The organism is Pedobacter gandavensis, from assembly GCF_032677645.1.
Lineage (GTDB): Bacteria > Bacteroidota > Bacteroidia > Sphingobacteriales > Sphingobacteriaceae > Pedobacter > Pedobacter gandavensis_A.
On sequence record NZ_JAVTSB010000012.1, the window covers coordinates 24,037 to 48,408 of the forward strand.

The following is a 24,372-nucleotide window of genomic DNA, read 5'->3' on the forward strand; positions in this document are numbered from 1 at the left end:
TATATACATCAAATGGTTTCCTGCATTACCTTTCGGCTAGGCAGGGAACCATTATAGATATAAAATTCATGAGAAAATTGCTAGTATTTTTGTTATTGTGCAGTTGTTACCTGGTTGAAGCGAATGCTGGCCCGGGAAAGGCAACGGTCAATTGTACCGTTTATGGTAATACACAAAGTGGTTTGTACTTATATCAGTTGAAAGATGGCGAAGCGCAAAGCCTCGGCTTCCAGCGACCTGATGCTAATGGAAATTGTAAGTTTGTAGTAACGCTAAAAGAGGGGGCTTATTTTTTTAAAAAGGCAGGAGGAAAAGGAAATACTTTCAATCATGTCATCTATTTGAAGGCAGGAGAGGAGAAAAAAGTGGCGTTCCATATTGGATCAGTCTCTCTTGATTATGACAGTTGTATCATTGAAAAGCCAAACACCGAAACACAGTATTTAAAAGATTATTTGCTTGCCTTTAATAAATACAATAAGACGGTATCGAATAAGCAGGCTCAGTCTTATGCGGAGTATAAGCTTTTTCAGCAATTCGCAGCCGCGTTTTTGCAAAAACATAAGACCAGTAACGTTTATTTCAACCAATGGTTGAAGGATAAAATAGGAACAGATCTGCAATACCTGATGGCGGCCAATTACTTTAATTTTGGGACCAGATTAAATACCAGTTACGATAGTGCTGCAAGGGTACAGGAATTTTATAAGCCATTACAGGATAAAAAGATCGTCAATAACCCTGCTTTACTGCAGTCGGAAAACGGCATGCAAATGCTCAGTTATGTGTTTGCTTTCTGGAAATTTAACAAGGTTAAAAATGGGAAAGATCTGAATCCTTTCTACTTTGCTGAAAACACGCCTATGATCAGCAATGATCAGGTGAAAGTAGTTTATCTGGCAAACCGAATGAAAAATATCACTAAATACGAGGATTTTGTAAATAGTGTACAACCTTATAAGGCATTGTTTGCCTCAGTAGAGATGAAAAAGGCGTATGACAAACGCTATGAAGACCTTTATCTTTTTGCTAAAGGAACGCCAGGATATAATTTCGAGTTGAAGGATGTAAATGATAAAACCCATAAATTATCCGATTTCAAAGGTAAGGTGGTGATTATTGACCTATGGGCCATGTGGTGCGCACCTTGTTTAAAAGAAAAACCGATTATGGGTAAAATTGAACAAGGCTATCACGACAGAAATGATATTGTATTTATTGGGGTCTCTGTAGATGGGATCAACAGATCGGACCTTTGGAAGGGTTTTGTAAAGAGAAATGGTTGGACCAATTTAGAATTGATATCCGATGCGACGTCTTCCATTCATCATTACTATAAAGTTAGTGGTATTCCTCGTTTTTTAGTGTTTGATCGTAAAGGAAATATTGTAACTGTAGATGCGCCCATGCCTTCCAATCCAGAATTTAAAAAATTAATCGACCGGACGCTGGCAGCAGCCAACTAACAACAGGGTTATGAATCGAATAAAAAACAGAAATATGAAGCAATATATTAAGGTCTTTACCTTTGCTTTTCTTTGCCAGATATCAGCACTTAGCACTTTTGCACAATCAGAGATGCTGAACCTAAGTGGCTTGCTTACTCAGAAAAAGCATGCGGAAATTGTTATTTGGAGCGACATTGCCGGGAAAAAGAGCATGGTGACCAGTTATGTACTGAATCCCGAAAATAGCAGGTTTTTCTTAGCCATACCTTATCGTCCTGAAGCAAGTTATCAATTGCAGGTAACAATTATGAAAATGGGACATTTGAGATTGGAACGTGATTTTGTAGCTAATTTTCCATTACAGCTGAAGCCAAATCAAAATGTGCAGCTCAGTCTGAATCCTGCTGAATTTGACGGAAAAACATCAAAGGGAATGGTCATTCAAAAACAGGCACCTAAGCCTCAAACCGCAAGTGTGAGTGGGAAACTGGTGGATTGGAAGCTTGGTGGCGAGCTGTTAGTAGAGAAAGTTGTAGAAGGACGTCTGGAGAAAGTGGCCGGCTTTATTGTAGAAAAAGAACAGCCTTATTTTACTTTTTTAATGCCGGTGCAAAGTCCGGGCTTCTATTATCTGTCTACAACAAGATGGAAAAAACGCTTGTACCTGAAACCAAATGACCAGATTGTTTTGAATGTGGATGGTCAGTTTGCTGTAAAAACAGATTGGGTAAAAACTACTGCAGAAAACAAAATCCTGGCTGACTGGACAACGCTGATATTTCCTGTAACAGGTTATGGTTATAATTTAGAGCAACGAAGTAAGGCTACCGTAGATTCTGCGGCTTTCAGTAGTGGCTATCAGGCTTTACAACCAAAGATAAAAGCATTTTTACAACAAACGAATAGTCCTAATGCGGCTTTTAATCAGCAGTTTAAGACGGTTGTCCGCATGGACAATAGTTTAATCGCCCTGCGCTCTATGCTCTATCAGGGAGGTAAGAAGCATTTATTCTGGTTACCAGCTAAAGAATACGCTAACGTACCTATGCAGTATACTGAGATTCTAGATCAGAATAAAGTAACATCAGTTGATTTGCTGCAGCTTGGGGAAGGTAATGAATACCTGAATCTTGCGGCTAAGTTTAGTCTGAACGGCCTTGATGAAGCAAAAAGAGCAAAATTAGGGGATGCTGGGAAATTACAGGTAATGATGGCGGCGGTTCCAAACGAAACCCTAAAATCATATTTATTAAAATCACAGCTGGAAGAACTCAATGTGGTGAATTATAGTGAGTTTAAGGCTGCGTTTCTGCCCTTTGCAAAATATGCAAAACCGGCTTCTGTAAAAAAGAAGTATGACAATGTACTCCATCAATTTGCGTCTGATACGGCTTTTATTGGTAAATCTGCTTATGATTTTGTTTTACAAGATGTAAATGGTAAAGCAGCCTCTATGAAGGACTTTAAGGGTAAAGTGGTGCTAATTGATGTCTGGGCTACCTGGTGTGGTCCATGTAAAGCGCAAATGCCCTTCCTTAAAGAAGTAGAAGAAGCCTATAAAGGAAATGACAATATTGTTTTTATAGGAATCTCTGTTGACGCTGAATCGGCAAAACAAAAATGGCTGGATATGATCAAAGAGAAGGACCTTCATGGGGTTCAGCTGATCGATTTTTCAGGTAAGTCTTTTGCCCAGAAATATAAGATTAACGCTATTCCACGTTTCCTGTTGATAGATAAGCAGGGGAATTGGGTAGAAGTGCGTTGCCCACTACCGGAGGATAAGGTAAAATTGAAAACCTATATCGACCGTGAGTTGAATAAAGGAGTATAGTATTGGTGATTCGAAATTATACGTTTAATAAGCCACAAGGCCTGTATCAGATGATGGTACAGGCCTTGTGGTTTGAGGGATGTTGTATTTGATTTAATAGCAGCTGTCAGGAGCTAAACGGTGCTTAATAAATCTGATAGGTTTGTTCCGGGGTGAATTTGGAAAGCAGTTCGTTAACAGACCAGTTCGAAGTGCTGTAAGTTGTTTTTGGAATAGCCGGTTTAATTTTCAATCCTCCTTTATATTCTACAGGCGATTTTCCGGTGATCTTCTTGAAGATTCGGGAGAAGTAAAACGGATCATCATAACCCACTTTCTGCGCCACCTCTTTAATGATTAAGTTACTTTTATTCAGCAACTGGCACGCATACTGTATTTTTAACCGGATAAAGTAGTCTATAGGAGATAGCCCCGTTTTCTGTTTAAAAAGGGTAGAATAATGAGAAGAAGAGTAATTGAATTCCTTGGAAATCACCTCAACACTCAATGGTTTATGTAGGTTCTCCTTCATAAATACAATGGATTGCTCGAGCTGGTCTTCATCCTGTTGTATGTTTTTATCTTGTTTTTGGACTTTTTTATCCGGCCTGTTAACAAATAGCAACAAAGAGATCAAATGGTACAAATTGAGGTTCGCATAACCAATATTCTCTAAGGCAAAACCATCTGTTAAACAGGAATGAATTTTTTGCCAGGTACTGGTCACCTGATCAGAAAAAGGCATTGGGGCAGGTGTTTTGAACTGTTGTAGATCGTAGCTTGTTTTTAATTCATTAACCATTTCTCCATTAAAATGTATCCAGTATAGGCTACATGGATTTTCAGGATTTGCCTGAAAATGGAAAAATTGCTTAGGAGACAGGAACATGAATTGATTAGCTTCAAGGCTAAAAAAATCAGTTCCTGTTTCACACTGTCCTTTCCCTGCCAGGCAGTACAGCAAGACATAATCAGGACAGTTGGTTTGCTTCATTTGGTAAGAAGCTGTGGTGGTAGTATGAGAGCCAATTTCTGTGATATAGAGCGCATTTCTGAAAAACTTATTTTTAACATATTCACTGATTACCGCTGTAGGAACAGTGATATGTTTTTTCTCAAAGAAGTCATCTTCGTGTTTAATATTCTCCATGGTTCTTTAATAATGGTTGTTTGGTTTGGTTGGAATTACTGATGCTAAATACGGGCTTTAATCCTGGAATAAGGAAAAAACGACCATTACAAAACCACTACAAAACGGCTTTTATTTGCGTTTTGAGCGGTTTTTTAGCACTACTAATTCTTTTCGTGTTAAAATGGCGGTGAAATCGCCTTGACTGAAGGTTTTTATTTTGAACCGGAGTTCTGATCCAGCTGTGCCAGGAAGATCACTAGATTAGTGTCTGTTCCTGTTAAATCTAATTTCTTGCGTAAACGTGTTCTGGCGATTTCTATGGACTTAGGACTGATGTTGGTAATGGCTGAAATCTCTTTGGTGGTGAGGTTCAGTTTTAAAAAGGCACATAGTCTCAATTCACTCGGACTAAGGTTGGGAAACTGCTCATTTAATTTTTCAAAGAAATCATTGTGTATGTGCTGGAACCTCAGCTTAAATTCATTCAAAAGCTCAGGTTGCAGGTTAGACTGCAAATTGGTAATTACTTTTTGAACCGCTGTATGAGATTCTTTTCCCAGGGTTTCCTTGATGTCCATCAGCTTTTCTGAGATCACATTGATGAGTTCGTTTTTTTGAACCAGATGCAATACCTGTGTGGTCAGTTCTTTGTCTTTTAATTCAATATCCTTCTCCAGACTTTGCTTCTCTAATTGCAAATGAGCTTGTTTTAGCTGTGACCTCCTGGCTTTATTCTTTTGTAAAAAGTAAAGGAGGGTAATGATCACCAACAATAGCGCAAGGCTAATTCCAATCATCCAGCTGTATAAATCTCTTTCCCTTTGTCTGGTTTCCTGCTCGTGTTGTAAGCGATCAAATTCAAACTGCATTTCCAATTGAGCAATTTTGCGGGTACGGTCTTCGTTATAGAGACTATCGTTGGTGTCTTTAAAGATTTCAAGGGCTGCAAGCGCAGCTTCATAATTGGATTCCGCTTTATATAATTTATACAGATACAAGGAAGATTGATTCAGTAAATTCAATAAACCTGCATCTTTTTTTAGACCGGTTACTTTTTTCAAATAGCTTTCGGCAGTTTTATAATCTTTAAGACTATAGTAATATTGACCTAATCTGTAGTTGGAAGTCGCTAAACCTAAGGTGTCTTTGGTCTGCTTCCTGATCTCTAAGGCTTCCAGAAAGTATTTTAGTGCTTGTTCATTTTTACCCGTTTTCTGATAGATCAGTCCCTGGTTGTTTAAAACATTGGCAATATTGCTTTGATCGTTAATCTGTTTACTCAATTTTAAGGCCTCATTCAGATACATCAACGCCTTGTCATACGCTTTGATCTCTTTATAAGAACCGCCAATGTTATTGAGTAGTCCTGCTTTTTTCTCCAGATTGGTCTTGGTATTGGATGATAAATACTCCAGTGCCTTGGTATATTTGGCAATTCCGGTTTTATAATCGGCCTGTATGATGTTGATATTGCCCGAATTGACATAAGCGGTAAACAGCAGGTCAGGGATGGGGTTTTTCTCTAAACTGTGAATTATACTGTAGTAAAGTTGTAAGGATTTCGGGAAATTTTCAAGACGAAAATAAACCGTAGCCAGGCCTAAATTTGCCTTGTGGATCAGAGAATCTGAATGGAGCATTGTCGCTAGTTTTACAGACTCCTCTGCATAGGGTAGGGCTAAGGAAGGCTTTGTTCTGGTGATTAACCTGGTCAGTTCTGCGTTGATCCGGTACTGGTCTTCTATGCTTTTATGCTGCTTCAATAGTGCTTTCAGACTATCTTGTTTGGAGATCTGGGCTCCGGCATTTAAAAAAGCAAGTAAAATAAGGGCAATGACAACAAAGTGCTTGTTGAAGATTAACAGGTGTTTTTTTGGCAGAAAGGCCGTAACTGGAATGGTAAAGATCACTAAATAATGGTTTGGAACTCCTAAAATTACGAATCTTAATCTTATTATCCCGAGAATATTGCGTTAAGGATCTTTTTTAAGATTTCATTCCGCTTTCAGATAAGTTAATTAACAAGACGGTTTTACTCCGGGACCAGCAAACAAAAGTAGCACTGCCCTCAGTACCAGAGCGTATTTGGACTTGAAAGTTAGCATCCGGATAAATAGGTGCTTAGCCTGACTTTTTTTCCTGAAATCTGTCAGAATTTCTTTTGGAAACTGAAAAGTTTTCAGTTAATACGTGGTTTAAAGTGCTTATAGGCTTGTTTTTCCGGATTGGCACAGGACTTGAAATAACCCTGGTGTAATTGAATTTATTAATGGTTAGAACAGATTCTAAAAATATAAAGGAGGATTATATATGTCACTGGTAAAATTTAATAATGGAGCAAAAAACACTGGATTAATGAACGATTTCAATGATGTTTTCGGATCAATATTTACCGATGCTTTATTGCCAGCTCACCTGATCACTAAGATTCCTGCTGTAAATATTAGCGAGAACAATGATCATTATCACATTGAAATGGCAGTTCCAGGATTGAAAAAAGAAGATTTTAAAGTAAATCTTGAAGGAGATGTATTGACTATCTCTGCGGAGATTAAAAAAGAAACAGATAAAGAAGAAAAACAATATAAGAAACAAGAGTTTAGTTACAGCTCATTCTTACGTTCCTTCACCTTGCCTGATTCAGTAGATCATGGCAGCATCGATGCGACTTATAAAGATGGCGTATTGGTGATTGAAGTAGCTAAAAAAGAAGAAGCTAAAAACGCAGTGCGTCAGATTGAAATTAAATAATTAGTGTTTTTAAGAGAAGATTATCTAATAATTAGTAGCTCATCTGGCTTATTCAATCCAGCCGTCACCTGTTCAATGGGTGACGGCTTTTTTTTATACCATTTATATGCTGTAAGCTTGAATCATTTCGTCATTTACCTTGCAGGCTTTTCCGGTTTTTGTATCGATCATCACATAATCAAACCAACCATCAGAAGCGATTTTTTTAGTGCGTTTATTTTCTATTTCGAACTGAACCCTACAGCCTTTTTCATTAATCGTCAGGATACCAGTACGGATTAAAACTACATCGCCCAAAATCAGCGGACGTTTAAAATCTACATGAGCGGTACGGACTACCCAGCCATAACCACTTTCGAGGAAGGACTCCATAGACATGTTGTAAAATTGTTCCATTTGATCGTAACGGGCAGAAAGCACATAGTCGAAATACTTGCTGTTGTGTACGTGCTGGAACATATCAATATCATCCGGGCGTACTTTTAATTCAGTTTCAAATATGCTGTATTCGTTCTTTTCCATGTTTTCTTCGTCAATATTCTACGTTCTGCGTCAAAAATAAGGTTTAGATTTTGATATATCTGATTCAGCTACCGTAAATTGAATGGCTATGACAATTGTTTTTTTGCGATTCAAATAAACTTAGACTATCTTTGCCACAATTAATTAATCTATACACACTTTAGTATCATTCAAGAAATGTATTTAAGTACAGAAAAGAAAGCCGAAATCTTTAAAACACACGGCGAAGTAGAAACCAACACTGGTTCTGCTGAAGGTCAAGTAGCATTATTTACTTACCGTATTGCACATTTAACTGAACACTTAAAGAAAAATCGTAAAGATTTCTCTACTCAGTTATCTCTTCAAAAACTAGTAGGTAAACGCCGTGGTATCCTGGCATATCTATTTAAAAAAGATATTCTTCGCTACCGTGCTATCATCAAAGCTTTAGGCTTACGTGATATCATCAAACCTCTAGGTTCATCCAGAGACAGCAAATAAGCGTTAAAATATCAGGAAAAGCCATTCTTAGGGATGGCTTTTTTACTTTGAATAATAAAATTAACATATATAAATCAGGTGTGTAGAAAGAGGAAAACACACCACAACACTCTTTAAATGAATGTAATAAAAAAATCGTTCGACCTGGGCGACGGAAGAATTATCGAAATTGAAACAGGAAAATTAGCGAAACAAGCTGATGGTTCTGTAGTTGTTAGAATGGGAGACACCATGTTATTAGCTACTGTAGTATCTTCAGTAGGCGCTAAAGCAGGAGTAGATTTCTTACCATTATCAGTAGATTATCAAGAGAAATATGCTGCCGCTGGCCGTATTCCTGGAGGTTTCTTACGTCGTGAGGCAAGATTATCAGACTATGAAGTTTTAATTTCTCGTTTGGTTGACCGTGCTTTACGCCCGATGTTCCCTGAAGATTACCACTCTGATACTCAGGTGATGATCTCTTTGATCTCTTCTGACAAAAATATTATGCCAGACTGTTTAGCTGGATTAGCTGCTTCGGCTGCTCTTGCGGTTTCAGATATTCCTTTCAACGGGCCGATCTCTGAAGTACGTGTTGCTAAAATCGACGGTAAATTTATCATCAACCCTTATGTAAGTGATTTAGAACGCGCAACAATGGAATTCCTTGTAGCCGGTACTGAAAGCGATATCGTAATGGTAGAAGGTGAAGCTGATGAGATTTCTGAAGCGGATATGGTTGAAGCAATTGAGTTCGCTCATAAAGCAATCGTAATCCAGGTTCAAGCTCAAAAAGAATTAGCTGAATTAGTAGGTAAGACGGTTAAACGTACTTATTCTCATGAAAACAGCAATCCTGAATTAAGAGAAGCAGTTTTTGCTGCTACTTACGACAAAGTTTATGCAATTGCAAAAAGCAACACTAGTAAAGGTGAGCGTACTGACGCTTTCTCTGCTATCCTTGCTGAATTTGTAGCTACTTTAGGCGAAAGCATCGATGATGTAACTGCTTTCTTAGCTAAAAAATATTTCCATGATGTACAGTATGATGCGATCCGTAACCTTGTTTTAGACGAAGGAATTCGTTTAGATGGTCGTGATGTACGTACCGTACGCCCAATCTGGTCTGAAGTAAGTTACCTTCCTTCTGCTCACGGTTCTGCTGTTTTCACCCGTGGTGAAACTCAAGCGTTAACTACGGTTACTTTAGGTTCTAAAGATGACGAGCAAATGATTGATGGTGCATTCATCAATGGTTACAACAAATTCTTACTACACTATAACTTCCCTGGATTCTCTACTGGCGAGGTTCGCCCGAACAGAGGTGCTGGTCGTCGTGAAATTGGTCATGGTAACTTAGCCATGCGTTCATTGAAGAAAGTATTACCAGGATTAGAAGAAAACCCATATACTATTCGTATCGTTTCTGATATCTTAGAGTCTAACGGTTCTTCATCAATGGCAACTGTTTGTGCTGGTACATTAGCATTAATGGATGCAGGTATTAAAATCAAAGCGCCAGTATCTGGTATCGCTATGGGATTAATCACTGATGAGAAAACTGGTAAATATGCGATCCTTTCGGATATTTTAGGTGATGAAGATCATTTAGGTGATATGGACTTTAAAGTAACTGGTACTGAAAAAGGTATCGTTGCTTGTCAGATGGACTTAAAAATCAATGGTTTGAAATGGGAAGTTTTAACTAACGCCCTTAACCAAGCTAAAGAAGCTCGTTTACACATCTTAAACGAAATGAAGAAAACGATTTCTGCACCACGTGAAGACTACAAGGATCACGCGCCACGTATCGTTTCTCTAACTATTGATAAAGAATTTATTGGAGCTGTAATTGGTCCAGGCGGTAAAATTATCCAGGAAATGCAACGCGAAACCGGCGCATCTATCTCTATTGAAGAAGTAGGTAACAAAGGTATCGTTGAAATCTTTGCTGATAATAAAGCGGCTATTGATGCAGCTGTTGCTCGTATCAACGCGATTGCTGCTAAACCAGACATAGGTGCTACTTATGATGGTAAAGTGAAATCTATCATGCCATTTGGTGCATTCGTAGAAATCATGCCAGGAAAAGACGGATTATTACACATCTCTGAGATCGACTGGACTCGTTTAGAAACGATGGACGGTGTGTTCAAAGAAGGTGACAGGATTCAGGTTAAACTTTTGGATATTGACAAACAAGGAAAAATGAAACTTTCTAGAAAAGCTTTATTGCCTCGTCCAGCTAAACCAGAAGGAACAACAGAAACTCCTGCATAATTTCAACACATTTAAAACCCCGCAAATTGCGGGGTTTTTTGGTTTAAAACGGTTATATTTACCTAACGATAAAACGATCCTATGAAACACATCATCGCCCCCTCTGTACTTGCTGCTGATTTTGCAAACCTTCAACGTGATGTTGAAATGGTCAATTTTAGCTTAGCGGATTGGTTCCATGTAGATGTGATGGATGGCGTTTTTGTACCGAATATCTCTTTCGGATTCCCGGTGATGGAAGCGATTAAAAAATATGCGACCAAACCATTGGATGTGCATTTGATGATCGTAAATCCGGATCAGTATATCGAACGCTTTGCAGAAGCTGGTGCTGCGGTGATCACAGTTCATTATGAAGCCTGTACACACCTTCACCGTACCATACAAGCGATTCATGCGGCAGGATGCAAAGCTGGTGTGGCTTTAAACCCGCATACGCCTGTGGCTTTATTAAAGGATATCCTTGCAGATTTAGATATGGTATTGATCATGTCGGTAAACCCTGGTTTCGGCGGACAAAAATTCATTCCCAATACCCTGAACAAACTGAGGGAGCTCAAAGCAATGGCCTTACAATTAAACCCGGAACTGATCATCGAAGTCGATGGTGGGGTAGGGCCTCATAACCTTGAAGCTTTAATCGAAGCTGGTGCTACGGCATTTGTAGCAGGTAATGCCATCTTTGGCGCCGAAAATCCAACGGAAGTTATTGCGGATATGAAAAACATAAAAACAGGCCTTCTAAAAATCTAAGTTTTTATCCGGCCGGTAAGCCTGTTTCTCTCCATTCTCCCTTTCTGTTTAATCTCCCTTCATAGGTAATTAAGCGCTGTTTTTTAGGCGGCGTATCAACCGGTATTTGTCTTTTTTATTTCCATGATTTTCCCGCTAATTATTTAACTGGCAGGCCCATTCGGGCATAAATGTGCATTAAGTTCAAAAATTAGAATCATTAAATCATATAAAATATTACATTTACAACCAATAAAAATAAACATAAAAATGAGACATAATTTCGGCGCTGGACCCTGTATCCTACCACAGGAAGTTTTCAAGCAAGCATCACAAGCAGTACTTGATTTTAAAGACGGCTTGTCAATTCTGGAGATCTCTCACCGCACACCTGAATTCGAAGGTGTGGTGGAAGAGGCCGGAAAGTTGGTTAAGGAATTGTTAAATGTTCCTGCTGGTTATTCCGTTCTCTTTTTACAAGGTGGTGCGAGTTTGCAATTTGCAATGGTTCCTATGAACTTATTGCCTGAAGGCCAAACAGCCAGTTACCTGGAAACAGGAGTATGGGCAAACAAAGCGATTAAAGAAGTCGTTAACTTTGGAACTGCAAATATTGTAGCTTCATCAAAATCATCAAACTATACCTTCGTTCCTAAAGGATATAGCATCCCTGAAGATAGTGCTTATTTTCATTGTACCTCCAACAACACCATTTATGGTACGGAAATGTTCGACCTGCCGGAAACTAAAGTTCCTGTAGTTTGCGACATGTCCTCTGACATCATGAGCAGAGTGATCGACGTCGCTCAATACGACCTGATCTATGCTGGTGCACAGAAAAATATCGGCCCTGCCGGCTTAACTGTAGTGATCGTGAAAGACGAAATCTTAGGTAAATCTGGTAGAAAGATCCCTTCTATGTTAGACTATAAAGTGCATATCGATGGTGGTTCTATGTACAATACCCCTCCGGTATTCTCTATCTACGTGGCGATGTTAAACCTTCGCTGGTTGAAATCTAAAGGTGGTGTTGCAGAAATCGAAAAGGAAAACATTGCTAAAGCAAGAGCTTTATACGCGGAAATCGATAGAAATCCATTGTTTAAAGGTACTTGTGCAGTAGAAGACCGTTCCAGAATGAACGTTTGCTTCGTTATGGAAAACCCTGAACTGGAAAAACCTTTCCTTGCTTACGCAGAAGAAAATGGTATCGAAGGTATCAAAGGACACAGAAGTGTAGGTGGTTTCAGAGCATCGATGTACAATGCACTTCCTATTACCAGTGTGCATACTTTAATTGAATTAATGCAGATTTTTGCAGAGAAACACCAATAAAATATATAATTGATGATCAAGATACTTGCCAACGATGGGATTGATCCTGTTGGAAAATCCTTATTGGAACAAGCGGGTTTTGTAGTAGATACAGAAACCGTAGCTCAGGATAAATTAGCTGAAGCTTTACAGAATTACGATGCAATTACGGTACGTAGTGCCACAAAAGTTCGTCAGGAACTGATAGACCAATGTCCTAACCTGAAACTGATCGGTAGAGGTGGTGTTGGTATGGATAATATTGATGTTGATTACGCCAGAAGTAAAGGTCTTGCAGTAATCAATACACCAGCTGCTTCTTCTTTATCGGTAGCAGAATTGGTTTTCGCGCATTTGTTTACAGGTGTTCGTTTCCTACAGGAATCTAACCGTAAAATGCCTGTAGAAGGTGATACAAAATTCAATGCCCTTAAAAAAGCATTTGCTAAAGGTGTAGAACTGAGAGGTAAAACGATCGGTATCATTGGATTCGGAAGAATCGGAAGAGAAACAGCAACAGTAGCTTTAGGCTTAGGCATGAATGTGCTGGCTTATGATCTTTTTCCTTTCGAAGGAAACTTAACTTTGAACCTTACAGGTGGTATTAAAGTAGACATTCCGGTGAAAACAGTATCCTTAGAAGAAGTGATCAAAAACAGTGATTTCATCAGTTTACATACGCCATTTGCAGACAAACCTATCTTAGGTGCTGCAGAGTTTGATCAAATGAAAGCTGGTGTTGGTGTGGTGAACTGCTCTAGAGGCGGTACTATCGATGAGGCGGCCCTTATTGCTGCTTTAGATAGTGGTAAAGTTGCTTTCGCTGGTTTAGATGTGTTCGATAACGAACCAACACCTGCGACTGCGATTCTGCAACATGCTAAGATTTCTTTAACGCCACATATCGGTGCGGCAACTAATGAAGCACAGGAGCGTATCGGTGTGGAATTAGCGAGTTTGATTATTGAGCATTTTAATAAATAGAATAAATAGCTTTCAATGGGCTGCCCTAAGTGTTGGGCAGCCCATTTATTCCTCCTATGCCAAATATAAAGCCTTTTTGCGGACTAAAACCCGCAGCACACCTGCAATCAAAGGTGGTTACCCGTCCATTGGAACATTATGGCTCAGGGGAAGCCCGTTTGATCGCCTCTGAGAACAGTTGCAGCTTTCTGCACCTGATCAACCCCGAACTGGACAATCCTTACCTCAGAGGCACCAGACAAGAACTAATTTTCAAGAAAATTGCCGAGAACTTTGAAGGTTTTCTGGAACATCATTACCTGGAAAGGGAAGCGGTACCGGTGATTTATGTGTATCAGGTGTTGCATGATGGCCTGTGTCAGACCGGGATCTGGACCTTGACACACATCCATGATTATCTGGAAGGACGGATCAAAAAACACGAGTCTACGGTAGAACGCAGGGAGAAATTACTGGCTGATTATCTGCAGCAAACTGGTCTGGATGCTAATCCAGTCTTGATTACCTACCATCCTGATGCGACGATAAACAGGCTGATCCAAAAATATACTGCCTTAACACCGGCATTAGATTTCGTTTTTGCGGATCATAGTGAACATCGGATCTGGGCCATTGCTGATGCTTCCGATTTACAGGAAATGGTGGCTGCTTTTGCCGCAATTCCGGCCGTTTACATTGCCGATGGTCACCATCGCGCTGCTTCTATGGCCAAAATGGGTTTGCAAAAACAAGCTTTAAACGCTGCTAGACATACCGGTTCGGAGCTTTACAACTATTTTACTACGGTGTACATGAATACCGAAGAGGTAAAGGTGCTGGAATTTAACCGCTTGGTTAGAGATCTGGGAACAAGGTCTGAAACTGATTTTATGGAGGCTTTAAATGCTTGTTTTGAGGTGATTCCGGTGGAGGAAAGCCTGAAACCTGCCCGTTTACATGAAATTGGGATGTATTTTAGCGGACAATGGTATAGGCTACAACCTAAACCTGGTATTTATGAGGAAAATGATCCGGTAGGGGTGTTAGATGTGAGTATTTTGCAGAACTTCATTCTGGAGCCGATTCTGGGTATTAAAGATCCGAGAACGGATGCGCGGATTACCTTTGAAGGTGGGCGTACAGGGCCACAGGAATTGCAGGAGAAAGTAGATAAGGGCTTGTTTGTGATCGCTTTTACGTTATTCCCCACTTCCGTGGAACAAGTGATTGCAGTGGCAGAAGCTGATGGCGTGATGCCACCGAAATCAACTTGGGTAGAGCCGAAGTTTTTAGTCGGACTCTTAACGAATTATTTTAACTAAGGTTAATGATCTCTTTTGAGCAGGTCGTTAAATAATCCTTTTTTATAGCCAAACCAAACCATGCCGGCGATCATGAAACCTAGAAATCCAATGACATAATAGTAAAAGGTTTCCCCTCTTTCTATCTGTTTGATTTCTGTTCTCAGGTTCTGATTCTGATCCTGCAACTTCTTGATGGACATCATGTAGGCCTGAATTCTTCCGTTAGAGGTGTTGGAACTAATGATTACATTTTTCACCTCCTGGTCTTTATAATCCATGAGGATTTTCAGCTCCTTGAAAACGTTGTTGTCGTTCAGGACAATTTGTCGGAGTATCTCATTAGAATTCTTGATGTCTCTTTTGGTTTGAAAACCGAATATTCCCGTTCTGGCGTCCAGACTCTGGTCATATTGTCCGAATCTAGCGCTGCGCTCCGCCAGTAAGGCGTTGATTTTCAGTCGTTGTACCTGATAAGCACTCGTGTCCACCCGTATGGCTGCGGCACTTAAGCTGAAAAATCCAGCAAAAAGCAACAGTAAGCAATTTTTAATCATTTGTGTGTGTTTGTTACGATGGTATCAGCAAACTCCATGCCTCAGCTTTAGCGGAGAAGTTTGGTTTTACTCTTGTCCAGGTCTCTTTGAATAGGGTAGAGCGTCTGTAATCTTCCAGATGGGCTTCATCCTGCCAGATACTGATCGTAAAGAAGGTGTTGGGGTTTGCTAAGTCCTGCAGCAGTTTAACGCTGCTACAGCCCTTAAATGCAGCGATTTGAGGCTGTATAGCTTTGAAGCTTTCCTGGAATTCGGTTACGAAATCCGGGTTGAATTGCATTTTTACCAGTCGGGTCAGCATCTTTATCGGTTAAGGATGAAATTCGATTCTGATAATGTCATTGAGATGTAAACCTAATAAACCGCTTGCTTTTCCTTTGTTAATTGCGATTTCGAGGTGGTTACTAATGCCAAAAAGGCATAGTTTTTCGCCCTCAGGAACTTCGTTATAATGCCAGCTGAGTTGGGTAATCGTCTCGCTTTTTCGGAAGTATAAAGTGAAGTCGCGGTTGCGCTGTATTTTGGTGAACAGTTCTTTGGTAATGTTGGTGATTACATTGGAGAAAGTATCGATATAAATGACACTTCCGCGGATGATATCACGCTCGATGACAGGGTTTAATAACATGCGTTCTTCGACACTGTCGGTAGGCATGCCAATGTCTTTTAACTTGCCTCCTTTGGCCAGGTGAATCGCTGCTTTTACGAAGATATCGACCAATGGGAAATGCAGGTATTTAAGGTCCTGCATAATGTTCAGTTCCACGATCTCCTCCGGCAGCTCTTCAAACAATAAAGAAAAAATCCCATTGTCGGCACCTACAAAAAAGTGATCCCGGTATTTTAACGCAATATATCGGGTATTTTCACTAAACACGGAGTCAATTCCGATTAAATGGACGGTGCCTTTAGGAAAATATGGGTAGACATTTTTTAAAACGAATGCGGCATAAGAGATGTTGAAGGAGGGTACCTCATGGGTCACATCAACAATGTTTGCTGTAGGCAAGATGCTCAGGATACTGCCTTTAAGGGCAGCCTGATAAAAATCTTTTGAACCTAAATCTGTTGTTAATGTAATTATGGCCATTAAAAATTGGATATTTATTCTTAATCTTGCGTAAGCGGCAATTCGCGTACAAATATTCAATTTTTATATCAAAATATACACCTCTTACTAAAAAACAATATTTTGAACGAACTTATTTTAACATTAGAATCGGTAGATCCGGTACAGTTTTGGGGAGCAAATAATGAGCACTATGAGCTGATTAAGAACGCTTTTCCTAAGCTTAAAGTGGTGGCAAGAGGGATTGAACTGAAAGTGTTTGGCGATGAAAAAGAACTTAAAGTTTTTGAGCAAAAGTATATTCTTTTGTTGGCCAGACTGGAAAATAACCTGGGTTTGAACGTAAATGATGTAGAAAACATCCTCGTTTCCGATCTGAAAAAGACGGTTCCTGAAAATGGTGCAGAGAAACCTGCGCCGGTAGCTGGAGGCGGCGGAGAGGTGATCGTATTTGGTACGAATGGTTTGATGGTGAAAGCCAGAACTGCGAACCAGCGACGCATGGTACACAGCATGGTGAATAACGATGTTTTATTTGCCATCGGCCCTGCCGGAACCGGAAAAACCTATACTGCAGTTGCATTGGCAGTGCGGGCATTGAAAAATAAAGAAATTAAGAGGATCATTTTAACCAGACCTGCGGTAGAAGCGGGGGAAAGCCTGGGCTTCCTGCCCGGTGATATGAAGGAAAAAGTAGATCCTTACCTGAGACCATTATATGATGCGTTGGATGATATGATTCCAGCGGAAAAATTAAAGCAATATATCGAGAATGGCACCATAGAAATTGCCCCTTTGGCATTTATGCGTGGCAGAACACTCGATAACTGTTTTGTGATTCTGGATGAGGCCCAGAACTCAACTGACCTTCAGTTGAAGATGTTCCTCACCCGGATGGGCCCTTCTGCTAAGTTTATAGTGACAGGAGACGTAACCCAGATCGACTTGCCGAAGAAGCAAATGTCGGGTCTGTTTAACGCCCTGCGTATCTTAGACGATATTCCTGGTATTGAAATTGTTTACCTGACGGGGGAAGATGTAGTGCGACACAAACTGGTAAAAAGAATTTTACAAGCCTACGGCGATATCCAATAATTAAGAACAAATAACACAACAGCTCTTTGGCAAATACCATGACAGCAATTAAAGAAACCAATTTCAGCTTTCCAAAGCAAAGCAATTTTTACAAGGGAAAAGTGCGTGACGTATACACGATCAATAACCAGTTTATGGCGATGGTGGTGACCGATAGAATATCTGCATTCGATGTAGTATTACCCGAAGCAGTTCCTTTTAAAGGACAGGTGCTCAATCAGATTGGCGCTAAATTTTTAAATGCGACCAAAGACATCGTACAAAACTGGGTAATCGAAGTACCGGATGAAATGGTAACCATCGGTCGCATTTGTGAGCCTTTCAAAGTAGAAATGGTAGTCCGTGGATACCTTGCAGGCCATGCCTGGAGAGAGTATAGCGCAGGTAAACGTAGTGTTTGCGGTGTTGCTTTACCAGAGGGACTGAAAGAAAATGATAAATTACCTCAGGCCATCATTACCCCAACCACTAAGGCTGCGGTAGGTCATGATGAAGACATTTCAAGAGAAGATATCTTGTCAAAAGGAATCGTTTCTGTGGAAGATTATACGCAACTGGAAGCTTATACCCTGGCGCTTTATGCCCGTGGTACAGAAATGGCAGCAGAACGTGGCCTGATTCTGGTAGATACGAAGTATGAATTTGGTAAAGTTGGCGAAGAGATCTTTTTGATCGATGAGATCCATACACCTGATTCTTCCCGTTATTTCTATGCGGAAGGTTATGCAGACCGTCAGGATGCTAATGAGCCTCAAAAACAATTGTCAAAAGAGTTTGTACGCAAATGGTTAATCGAGAATGGTTTTCAGGGTAAAGACGGACAAGAAATTCCGGTAATGACTCCTGAGATTGTAAACTCTATTTCTGAGCGTTATATTGAGCTTTATGAGCAGATTACCGGTGATACTTTTGTGAAAAACGAAGCATCAAATGTAATTCAACGTATTGAAGCAAATGTGACTAAATCTTTAAACCAGCTTTTAGGAAACTAATCCTTGCTGTAGTTTTATAGCTTATCGACAGCCGCCGGTTGCAAGTGTTCCTTGTACCGGCGGCTGTTTTTTTGTGCCTCCAATCCCTGTAACTGCAATTTATTGATGATTTATTGGCCGGGTTGACGCTATACCAGATAAAATTAATTACTTTAGCAATAGAAATCAAACAAATCAATATCATGAAATTTTCAGTTGACAAGCACGAAAAGTATGTGGTTCTTAAGCTTAGAGAGTCTAAGTTTACCAATGACAATACGCCTAAGTTAAAATCTGAGTTCATTTTATTGAACGCAGAAGGATACCATAACATCGTCCTGGATTTATCCGCCGTAAAAGAATGTAATGATTCTCAGGATTTAAGCAGCCTCCTGGTTGGAGACCGCCTGTGTAAAAATGCAAACGGATTGTTTATCGTAACGGGTATCAACCCTGTTGTAGCTAAAATATTAGAAATGTCTAACCTGGATCAGTCGCTCGTGATTGTATCTAAACTAGATGAGGCAACTGACCTGATCTTTATGGAAGAGATTGAGAAAGAATTATTGGGGAGTGTAGATAAAGATTAATGAAATTTGAGGTTACCATTTTGGGAAGCAGTTCTGCTACCCCAGTATACAATAGAAATCCAAGTGCACAGCTTTTAAACTGTAATGAGAAGTTTTACCTGATTGATTGCGGAGAGGGAACTCAGCAGCAGTTGATCCGTTTTGGCTTCAAAGCGAGTAAAATCGATGTCGTATTCATCAGTCATTTACATGGAGATCATTATTTCGGATTGATCGGCTTATTGTCGACAATGCACCTGAACGGAAGAATCAAGCCCATCCGCATTTACGGTCCTCCAGCCTTAATGGAGATTCTGGAACTACAGTTTAAACATTCTGAAACCATAATCAGGTATCCTATCGAATTTACGCCGGTCATTGCAGATGTACCTACCGTGATTTTCGAAAATTCAGACCTGACCGTATCTACCATCATCCTCAACCATAGAATTCCTTGTACCGGTTTTACTTTTACGGAGAAGAAAAGATTGCGTAAAGTGGTGCTCGAAAAACTGGAAGCAGAAAACGTTCCTTTAGAATACTATCCTTTATTGAAAAGAGGGGTAGACCTGACTTTACCTGATGGCAGAATCCTGCTCAATCTGGACTATACCGTTGATTCTGATCGTCCAAGAAAATACGCTTATTGCTCTGATACTCTTTGCGATGGCAGCTATTTTGAGGATATAAAAGATTGTGATACGCTGTATCATGAAGCTACTTTTTTACATGAGTTGTTGGAAAGAGCGAATCAAACGCACCATACCACGGCTTTACAGGCTGCTGAAACCGCGATTACCACTGGTGCAGCGAAGTTACTTATCGGGCATTTCTCCTCCAGATACAAGACTTTAACGCCTTTACTGGAAGAAGCGGTATCCGTTTTTGAAAACACTCAACTCGCCACAGAAGGCAGTACTTTCGCTATCTAATTTCTTTTTTATAGGCTATTCATCCCCGGATATACATTCGGGAATGAATTTTAGTGTACTGATTTTTAATAACTTAACACAAGGTTTTTAGGTATTACCTAAGTATGTGTGTACATACGTACTTAAGTGATATATTTGTGTTTCATCAAGTATTATGGATACAGAAAATCTTAACGAAGAAGCCAGAAAAACCGAACAGGAGCTTTTACCTTTAATTAAGCCCGTAGGTAACACCAATCAGTATGATATTTATCCGACCAGGAAGATCAGTCAGGGCCATATCAGCCATGATCTGGAAGCCTTATTCTCCGGAATTCCTGTAACAGGGAACCTGATTATTGATGGTTACGGAGGTGTAGACTGGGAAGCCTTTGTAGCGCATAGTAAATTGATATTGGCTCATACCACAACAGATTGGAACTGGGTCAACGTAGCGGATGCTTTAAAGCCGGAAGCGGAAATTGAAGCGATGATCCATCCTTACCTGAATAGTGAGGGGCCGGATTCCATCTTTGGTAAAGCTTTTACCGGGGAACTAGCCGATTTCTTTGAACCGGCAAAGCTGGCTTTATTACAACCTTCCACAAAGAGAAACATCATTTTTGGTACCGGAGCGAGTTTAGCCGGCTGGGAAGGGACTTTGATTTATCTGGATATTCCTAAAAATGAAATACAGTTTCGTTCCAGAGCCGAGCGGGTACGTAATATTGGTGCCAGGGCAGCCGAAGATGCTAAAGCACAATACAAACGGTTTTACTTTATAGATTGGCCGGTATTGAACCGCCACAAATCAGCACTGCTTTCGCGGATTGATTACTTTATAGATGCTCAACACAGCGCGGTTTATCCATGGTGCAGCGGGGATACGTTTAGAACTGCATTGCAGGATTTGAGCGAACATCCTTTTCGTGCGCGTCCATGGTTTGAACCCGGAATCTGGGGTGGCAGCTGGATGATGGATCATATTCCGGATTTACCGGGGGGAGTTCCCAATTATGCCTGGTCTTTTGAATTGATCAGTCCGGAAAACGGGATTCTGATTGAAGATCAGGGCAGAATGCTGGAGTTTTCTTTTGATTGGTTGATGTTTGCGCATTCTTCCAAAGTGCTGGGAAAAGCGGCAGCAAGATTTGGTACTTATTTCCCGATCCGTTTCGACTTCCTTGATACTTTTGACGGGGATCACCTGTCGATTCAATGCCATCCGGCTTTAACTTACGCACAGGAAAACTTTGGTGAGCAAATCACCCAGGACGAAACCTATTATATTCTGGATCAGAAAGAAGATGCCGGTGTTTATATTGGCTTTACGGCAGACAGTGATCCGGTATCATTTGAGAAAGATTTGAGAAGTAGTTATGAAAACGGAACCGAACTGGATATTGAGCAGCATGTGCAACTGATTCCGGCTAAAAAGCATGATTTCTTTCTGATTCCTAACCGCACTGTACACAGTGCCGGGATTAATAATCTGGTATTGGAAATCAGCAGTACGCCTTATATTTTTACTTTTAAACTGTACGATTGGGTCCGGAAAGATTTAAACGGCATGCCAAGACCGATCAATATCGACCATGGCATGAAGAACATTGATTTCTCCAGAACCGGGGATAAAGTGCAGCAGGAGCTGATTTCTAAACCGGTATTACTGGAGGAAACCGCTACCTTACAACATTGGCATTTGCCTACCCACGAGGAACATTTTTACGATGTAGAGCGCTACGAATGGGAGGGTACAATACAGCTGGAAACCAAACAACATTGTCATATATTGATGCTGGTAGAAGGAAGTCAGGTAGAAATTACCGCCAATGGAGAAAGTGCCATTTACAATTACGCGGAGACCATTGTGGTGCCTGCCGCAGTAAACAACTATACGATAACCTATTTAGGAGCAGGGAAAGGGAAGTTAGTGAAGGCATTCGTAAAGGATAGCAGCCTTTAAGGAAGCTCAGTAAGCACGACCAAATAAACCAAAACCAAATATAAACGAGTATGAAGAACCACAAAACCTTTCTGCTGCTCATCACCATGATCGCTGCCCTGGGGGGATTCCTCTTTGGCTTCGATATGGCGGTGGTCAGTGGAATTATTGAACCCCTGAAGCTACAGTTTAACCTATCCGCCGCACAGGAAGGCTGGTTCGTTTCCAGCGCTCTGCTGGGTTGTATCATTGGGGTCGCTTTTTCGGGCTACCTGAGCGATAAAATCGGACGCAAAAAGGTGCTTTTCCTGGCGGCCTTCCTGTTTTTTGTCAGTGCGATAGGCTTTGCGGCCAGCAGCAGTTATGCCTTGCTGATCTTTTTCAGAATCCTTGCGGGAGTAGGGGTAGGCGTTGCTTCGAATATTTCTCCGCTTTACATTTCCGAAATGTCGCCGGCAAAAAACCGGGGCAGTCTGGTTACTTATTACCAGCTGGCGCTTACTTTCGGGATTTTACTGGCCTATGTCAGCAATTATTTCCTACAGTATCATGCCAGTTCCACTGGCTTTACGGTGAATCCTGATCTGATGCACTGGCTATTCGTATCCGAAGTATGGCGCGGCATGTTTTTAGTAGGCGTAATTCCTGCTTCTCTGTTCTTTGTGTTGATCTTTTTTGTGCCGGAAAGTCCACGCTGGTTGCAGCAGCAGGGGCAGGTTGAACAAGCAAGACTCATCCTCATCCAGATCAACGGGGAGCAGTCAGGAAAGCTTGCTCTGGCAGAAATGAATACGGATAAGGTTCAGATGGAAAGTTCCTTTAAAGCCCTGTTTAACGGGCCGGTAAGGAAAGTGCTGATTGTGGTGATGGTGCTGACGGCACTAGCCCAGTTTAGCGGGATTAACGGGGTGATTTTTTACGGTCCGACGATATTGAAATCTGCCGGGTTTGTAACCAATGATGCCTTGTTGTACCAGATGGTACTAGGCGCGGCCAATGTGTTGTTCACTTTTATTGCGATCTGGAAAGTAGATACCTGGGGTCGCAGACCACTTTATCTGGTTGGTGCGATGGCAGCGGCGATTGCGCTGGCACTCACCGGCCTGTGTTTTATGTTAGGGATCAAAGGTCTGGCCCTGGTTTCCTGCATTATCGCCTTCCTGTTTGCCTTTGCTTTTTCTTTAGGGCCATTGAAGTTTGTGATTGCGACAGAGTTGTTTCCAACTGCGGTTCGTGGCCGCGCTTTGTCGATTTGTATCATGACCATGTGGATTGCCGACTGGTTTGTGAACCTGATGTTCCCATTGATGCGGGAAGGACTGGGGATTCCGGCAACCTTCTTTATTTTCGCATTCTTCTGTTTATTCACCTATTGGTATGTGAAACGGAATTTGAAGGAGACGAAGGGGCTCAGCTTAGAAGAAATTGAAAAGGGATTGATTAGTTCTTAAATATAGGAGAACAGCTGGATTATTCCGCTATTCATTTGATACAAAAAAAGCCTTTCAGAAGTTCTGAAAGGCTTTTTTTTGTAACTGTTCGAATAGGCTTAGACCTTATAAACAGCGTTTAAAGCTTATTTATCTTTTTTAGCACCACCACCAAAAACCGAGAAGTGTACATAACGCTTAGGGTTTTCTTTTAAGTCGATGATCAGCTTATCTAAATTGCTGGAAGCATTGCTTAGGTTGTCATACATTTTTGTATCGTTGATCAACAATCCTAACGTACCTTTTCCTTCATTGATTTTTCCTACAATACTTTGTAAGTCGGCCATAGATTTATTGGCGTTGTCAATGGTTTGTTTGAAGTTTGCAGCAGCTACCTGATCAGTCACCGTGCTGATGTTGTTCAGGATGCCATTGATTTTCTCATTGTTATTCTTCAGGTTATTTGTGATGGCTTCTACATTAGAAAGGATAGAAGAGATTCTTGTACCTTCTGAACCTACCAGATGGTCCACTTTTTTAGAAGTTGCTTCCAGTGAAGCTAGTGTAGCGGCAATGCTGTTAAAGCTTTTGTCTACATTTTTCTGGAAGTTAGGGTTAAGGATAGAGTTTACGCTGGTTAAGATCGAGTCCATTTTGGCGATGATCATTTCCGCTTTCTTTTGAACTGGCTGAACTGTTTCCAAAATACCTTTAGCCACATTTGCGTTTAGGGTATCACCGTCTTTAGCAAACACATTACCGGTTCCTAAGGCCATTACAATTGCTTTACCACCTAAAAGGTCGATGCTTTCTAATCTGGCGATACTGTTACTCGGGATCTCGTACTTTCCTTTGATCTTTAGTGTAGCGATGATCGTGCCGTCAGGTTGAAGTGTAAGTGCATCTACACGGCCAATCTGGTAACCATTGATTAATACGGGTTTAGAAACACCCAGACCATCTACATGAGAATATCTGGCATACAATACGGTTTCGCTGGAAAAGATGGCGTTGCCTTTTAAAAAGTTGTAGCCAATGATTAATAAGGCTATTGAAAAGGCTGCTAATATGCCTACTTTGGTTTCGTTTGCTATTTTCACGTAT

22 protein-coding genes are annotated in these 24,372 nt (G+C 40.6%); 15 read left to right on the forward strand and 7 right to left on the reverse strand.

The annotated features are described in order from the left end of the window. Positions 1-68 precede the first annotated feature (68 nt). Together R2Q66_RS19155 and R2Q66_RS19160 are read left to right on the forward strand one after the other, a co-directional pair. The gene (locus tag R2Q66_RS19155; protein ID WP_316752066.1) at positions 69-1,466 is read left to right on the forward strand and encodes a TlpA disulfide reductase family protein; all 1,398 of its coding nucleotides are present in this window, start codon (positions 69-71) and stop codon (positions 1,464-1,466) included. Between the two features lie 34 nt (positions 1,467-1,500). Beyond that, the gene (locus R2Q66_RS19160; RefSeq protein ID WP_316752068.1) at positions 1,501-3,282 is read left to right on the forward strand and encodes a TlpA disulfide reductase family protein; all 1,782 of its coding nucleotides are present in this window, start codon (positions 1,501-1,503) and stop codon (positions 3,280-3,282) included. A gap of 124 nt (positions 3,283-3,406) precedes the next feature. Here the strand turns inward: R2Q66_RS19160 and R2Q66_RS19165 are convergent, their stop codons facing one another. Next, positions 3,407-4,411, reverse strand: coding sequence for an AraC family transcriptional regulator (locus R2Q66_RS19165; protein WP_316752070.1), 1,005 nt, complete (start codon positions 4,409-4,411; stop codon positions 3,407-3,409). Between the two features lie 194 nt (positions 4,412-4,605). Beyond that, a complete protein-coding gene (locus R2Q66_RS19170) occupies positions 4,606-6,303 on the reverse strand; it encodes a tetratricopeptide repeat protein (protein WP_316752072.1) in 1,698 nt (565 codons plus the stop codon). Positions 6,304-6,748: 445 nt separating this feature from the next. Between R2Q66_RS19170 and R2Q66_RS19175 the strand changes: the two genes are divergently transcribed. After that, positions 6,749-7,144: an Hsp20/alpha crystallin family protein gene (locus R2Q66_RS19175; RefSeq protein WP_316752074.1), complete on the forward strand. Its 396-nt coding sequence runs from the start codon at positions 6,749-6,751 to the stop codon at positions 7,142-7,144. A 102-nt stretch (positions 7,145-7,246) separates the two neighbouring features. Here R2Q66_RS19175 and R2Q66_RS19180 read toward each other — a convergent pair whose 3' ends face one another. Beyond that, positions 7,247-7,666, reverse strand: a complete 420-nt coding sequence (locus tag R2Q66_RS19180) for an acyl-CoA thioesterase (protein WP_316752077.1) — start codon at positions 7,664-7,666, stop codon at positions 7,247-7,249. 177 nt (positions 7,667-7,843) lie between these two features. Between R2Q66_RS19180 and rpsO the strand changes: the two genes are divergently transcribed. The 6 genes from rpsO (at position 7,844) to R2Q66_RS19210 (ending at position 14,742) form a co-directional block, all read left to right on the forward strand. Continuing rightward, positions 7,844-8,149, forward strand: coding sequence for a 30S ribosomal protein S15 (gene rpsO / locus R2Q66_RS19185; RefSeq protein WP_316752079.1), 306 nt, complete (start codon positions 7,844-7,846; stop codon positions 8,147-8,149). Between the two features lie 117 nt (positions 8,150-8,266). Next, positions 8,267-10,411 (forward strand): polyribonucleotide nucleotidyltransferase, encoded by a 2,145-nt coding sequence (gene pnp / locus R2Q66_RS19190; protein WP_316752081.1) that lies wholly within the window; start codon positions 8,267-8,269, stop codon positions 10,409-10,411. An 81-nt stretch (positions 10,412-10,492) separates the two neighbouring features. Next, the gene (rpe, locus tag R2Q66_RS19195; protein ID WP_316752085.1) at positions 10,493-11,164 is read left to right on the forward strand and encodes a ribulose-phosphate 3-epimerase; all 672 of its coding nucleotides are present in this window, start codon (positions 10,493-10,495) and stop codon (positions 11,162-11,164) included. Positions 11,165-11,413: 249 nt separating this feature from the next. Then, entirely contained in the window at positions 11,414-12,478 is a 1,065-nt protein-coding gene (serC, locus tag R2Q66_RS19200; protein ID WP_316752088.1) for a 3-phosphoserine/phosphohydroxythreonine transaminase, read from the forward strand. A 12-nt stretch (positions 12,479-12,490) separates the two neighbouring features. Beyond that, entirely contained in the window at positions 12,491-13,441 is a 951-nt protein-coding gene (locus R2Q66_RS19205) for a D-2-hydroxyacid dehydrogenase (RefSeq protein WP_316752090.1), read from the forward strand. 56 nt (positions 13,442-13,497) lie between these two features. Beyond that, on the forward strand, positions 13,498-14,742 hold the full coding sequence (locus tag R2Q66_RS19210) for a DUF1015 domain-containing protein (RefSeq protein WP_316752093.1): 1,245 nt from the start codon (positions 13,498-13,500) through the stop codon (positions 14,740-14,742). 2 nt (positions 14,743-14,744) lie between these two features. Here the strand turns inward: R2Q66_RS19210 and R2Q66_RS19215 are convergent, their stop codons facing one another. The 3 genes from R2Q66_RS19215 to R2Q66_RS19225 are packed head-to-tail and all read right to left on the reverse strand — an operon-like array spanning position 14,745 to position 16,368. Continuing rightward, positions 14,745-15,278 (reverse strand): hypothetical protein, encoded by a 534-nt coding sequence (locus R2Q66_RS19215; RefSeq protein ID WP_316752095.1) that lies wholly within the window; start codon positions 15,276-15,278, stop codon positions 14,745-14,747. Between the two features lie 13 nt (positions 15,279-15,291). Then, the gene (locus R2Q66_RS19220; RefSeq protein WP_316752097.1) at positions 15,292-15,579 is read right to left on the reverse strand and encodes an antibiotic biosynthesis monooxygenase family protein; all 288 of its coding nucleotides are present in this window, start codon (positions 15,577-15,579) and stop codon (positions 15,292-15,294) included. A 9-nt stretch (positions 15,580-15,588) separates the two neighbouring features. Then, positions 15,589-16,368 carry an SAM-dependent chlorinase/fluorinase gene (locus tag R2Q66_RS19225; RefSeq protein ID WP_316752098.1) on the reverse strand — a complete coding sequence of 260 codons (780 nt, stop codon included), beginning with the start codon at positions 16,366-16,368 and terminating at the stop codon, positions 15,589-15,591. A 102-nt stretch (positions 16,369-16,470) separates the two neighbouring features. On the opposite strand from R2Q66_RS19225, the gene R2Q66_RS19230 reads away from it, so the two are divergent. From R2Q66_RS19230 to R2Q66_RS19255, 6 genes are all read left to right on the forward strand, one after another. After that, positions 16,471-17,442 (forward strand): PhoH family protein, encoded by a 972-nt coding sequence (locus tag R2Q66_RS19230; RefSeq protein ID WP_316752100.1) that lies wholly within the window; start codon positions 16,471-16,473, stop codon positions 17,440-17,442. A gap of 38 nt (positions 17,443-17,480) precedes the next feature. Then, positions 17,481-18,434, forward strand: a complete 954-nt coding sequence (locus R2Q66_RS19235) for a phosphoribosylaminoimidazolesuccinocarboxamide synthase (RefSeq protein WP_316752102.1) — start codon at positions 17,481-17,483, stop codon at positions 18,432-18,434. Positions 18,435-18,616: 182 nt separating this feature from the next. Further along, complete coding sequence (locus tag R2Q66_RS19240; protein WP_316752105.1) at positions 18,617-19,003, forward strand: STAS domain-containing protein; 387 nt, start codon at positions 18,617-18,619, stop codon at positions 19,001-19,003. Next, positions 19,003-19,914, forward strand: coding sequence for a ribonuclease Z (locus R2Q66_RS19245; RefSeq protein ID WP_316752107.1), 912 nt, complete (start codon positions 19,003-19,005; stop codon positions 19,912-19,914). The genes R2Q66_RS19240 and R2Q66_RS19245 overlap by 1 nt, the downstream gene beginning before the upstream one ends. Positions 19,915-20,068: 154 nt before the next feature. Further along, positions 20,069-21,859 (forward strand): class I mannose-6-phosphate isomerase, encoded by a 1,791-nt coding sequence (locus tag R2Q66_RS19250; RefSeq protein ID WP_316752109.1) that lies wholly within the window; start codon positions 20,069-20,071, stop codon positions 21,857-21,859. Positions 21,860-21,909: 50 nt separating this feature from the next. Further along, positions 21,910-23,289, forward strand: coding sequence for a sugar porter family MFS transporter (locus tag R2Q66_RS19255; protein WP_316752111.1), 1,380 nt, complete (start codon positions 21,910-21,912; stop codon positions 23,287-23,289). A gap of 125 nt (positions 23,290-23,414) precedes the next feature. Here R2Q66_RS19255 and R2Q66_RS19260 read toward each other — a convergent pair whose 3' ends face one another. Beyond that, complete coding sequence (locus R2Q66_RS19260) at positions 23,415-24,368, reverse strand: MlaD family protein (RefSeq protein WP_316752112.1); 954 nt, start codon at positions 24,366-24,368, stop codon at positions 23,415-23,417. Between the last annotated feature and the right edge of the window lie 4 nt (positions 24,369-24,372).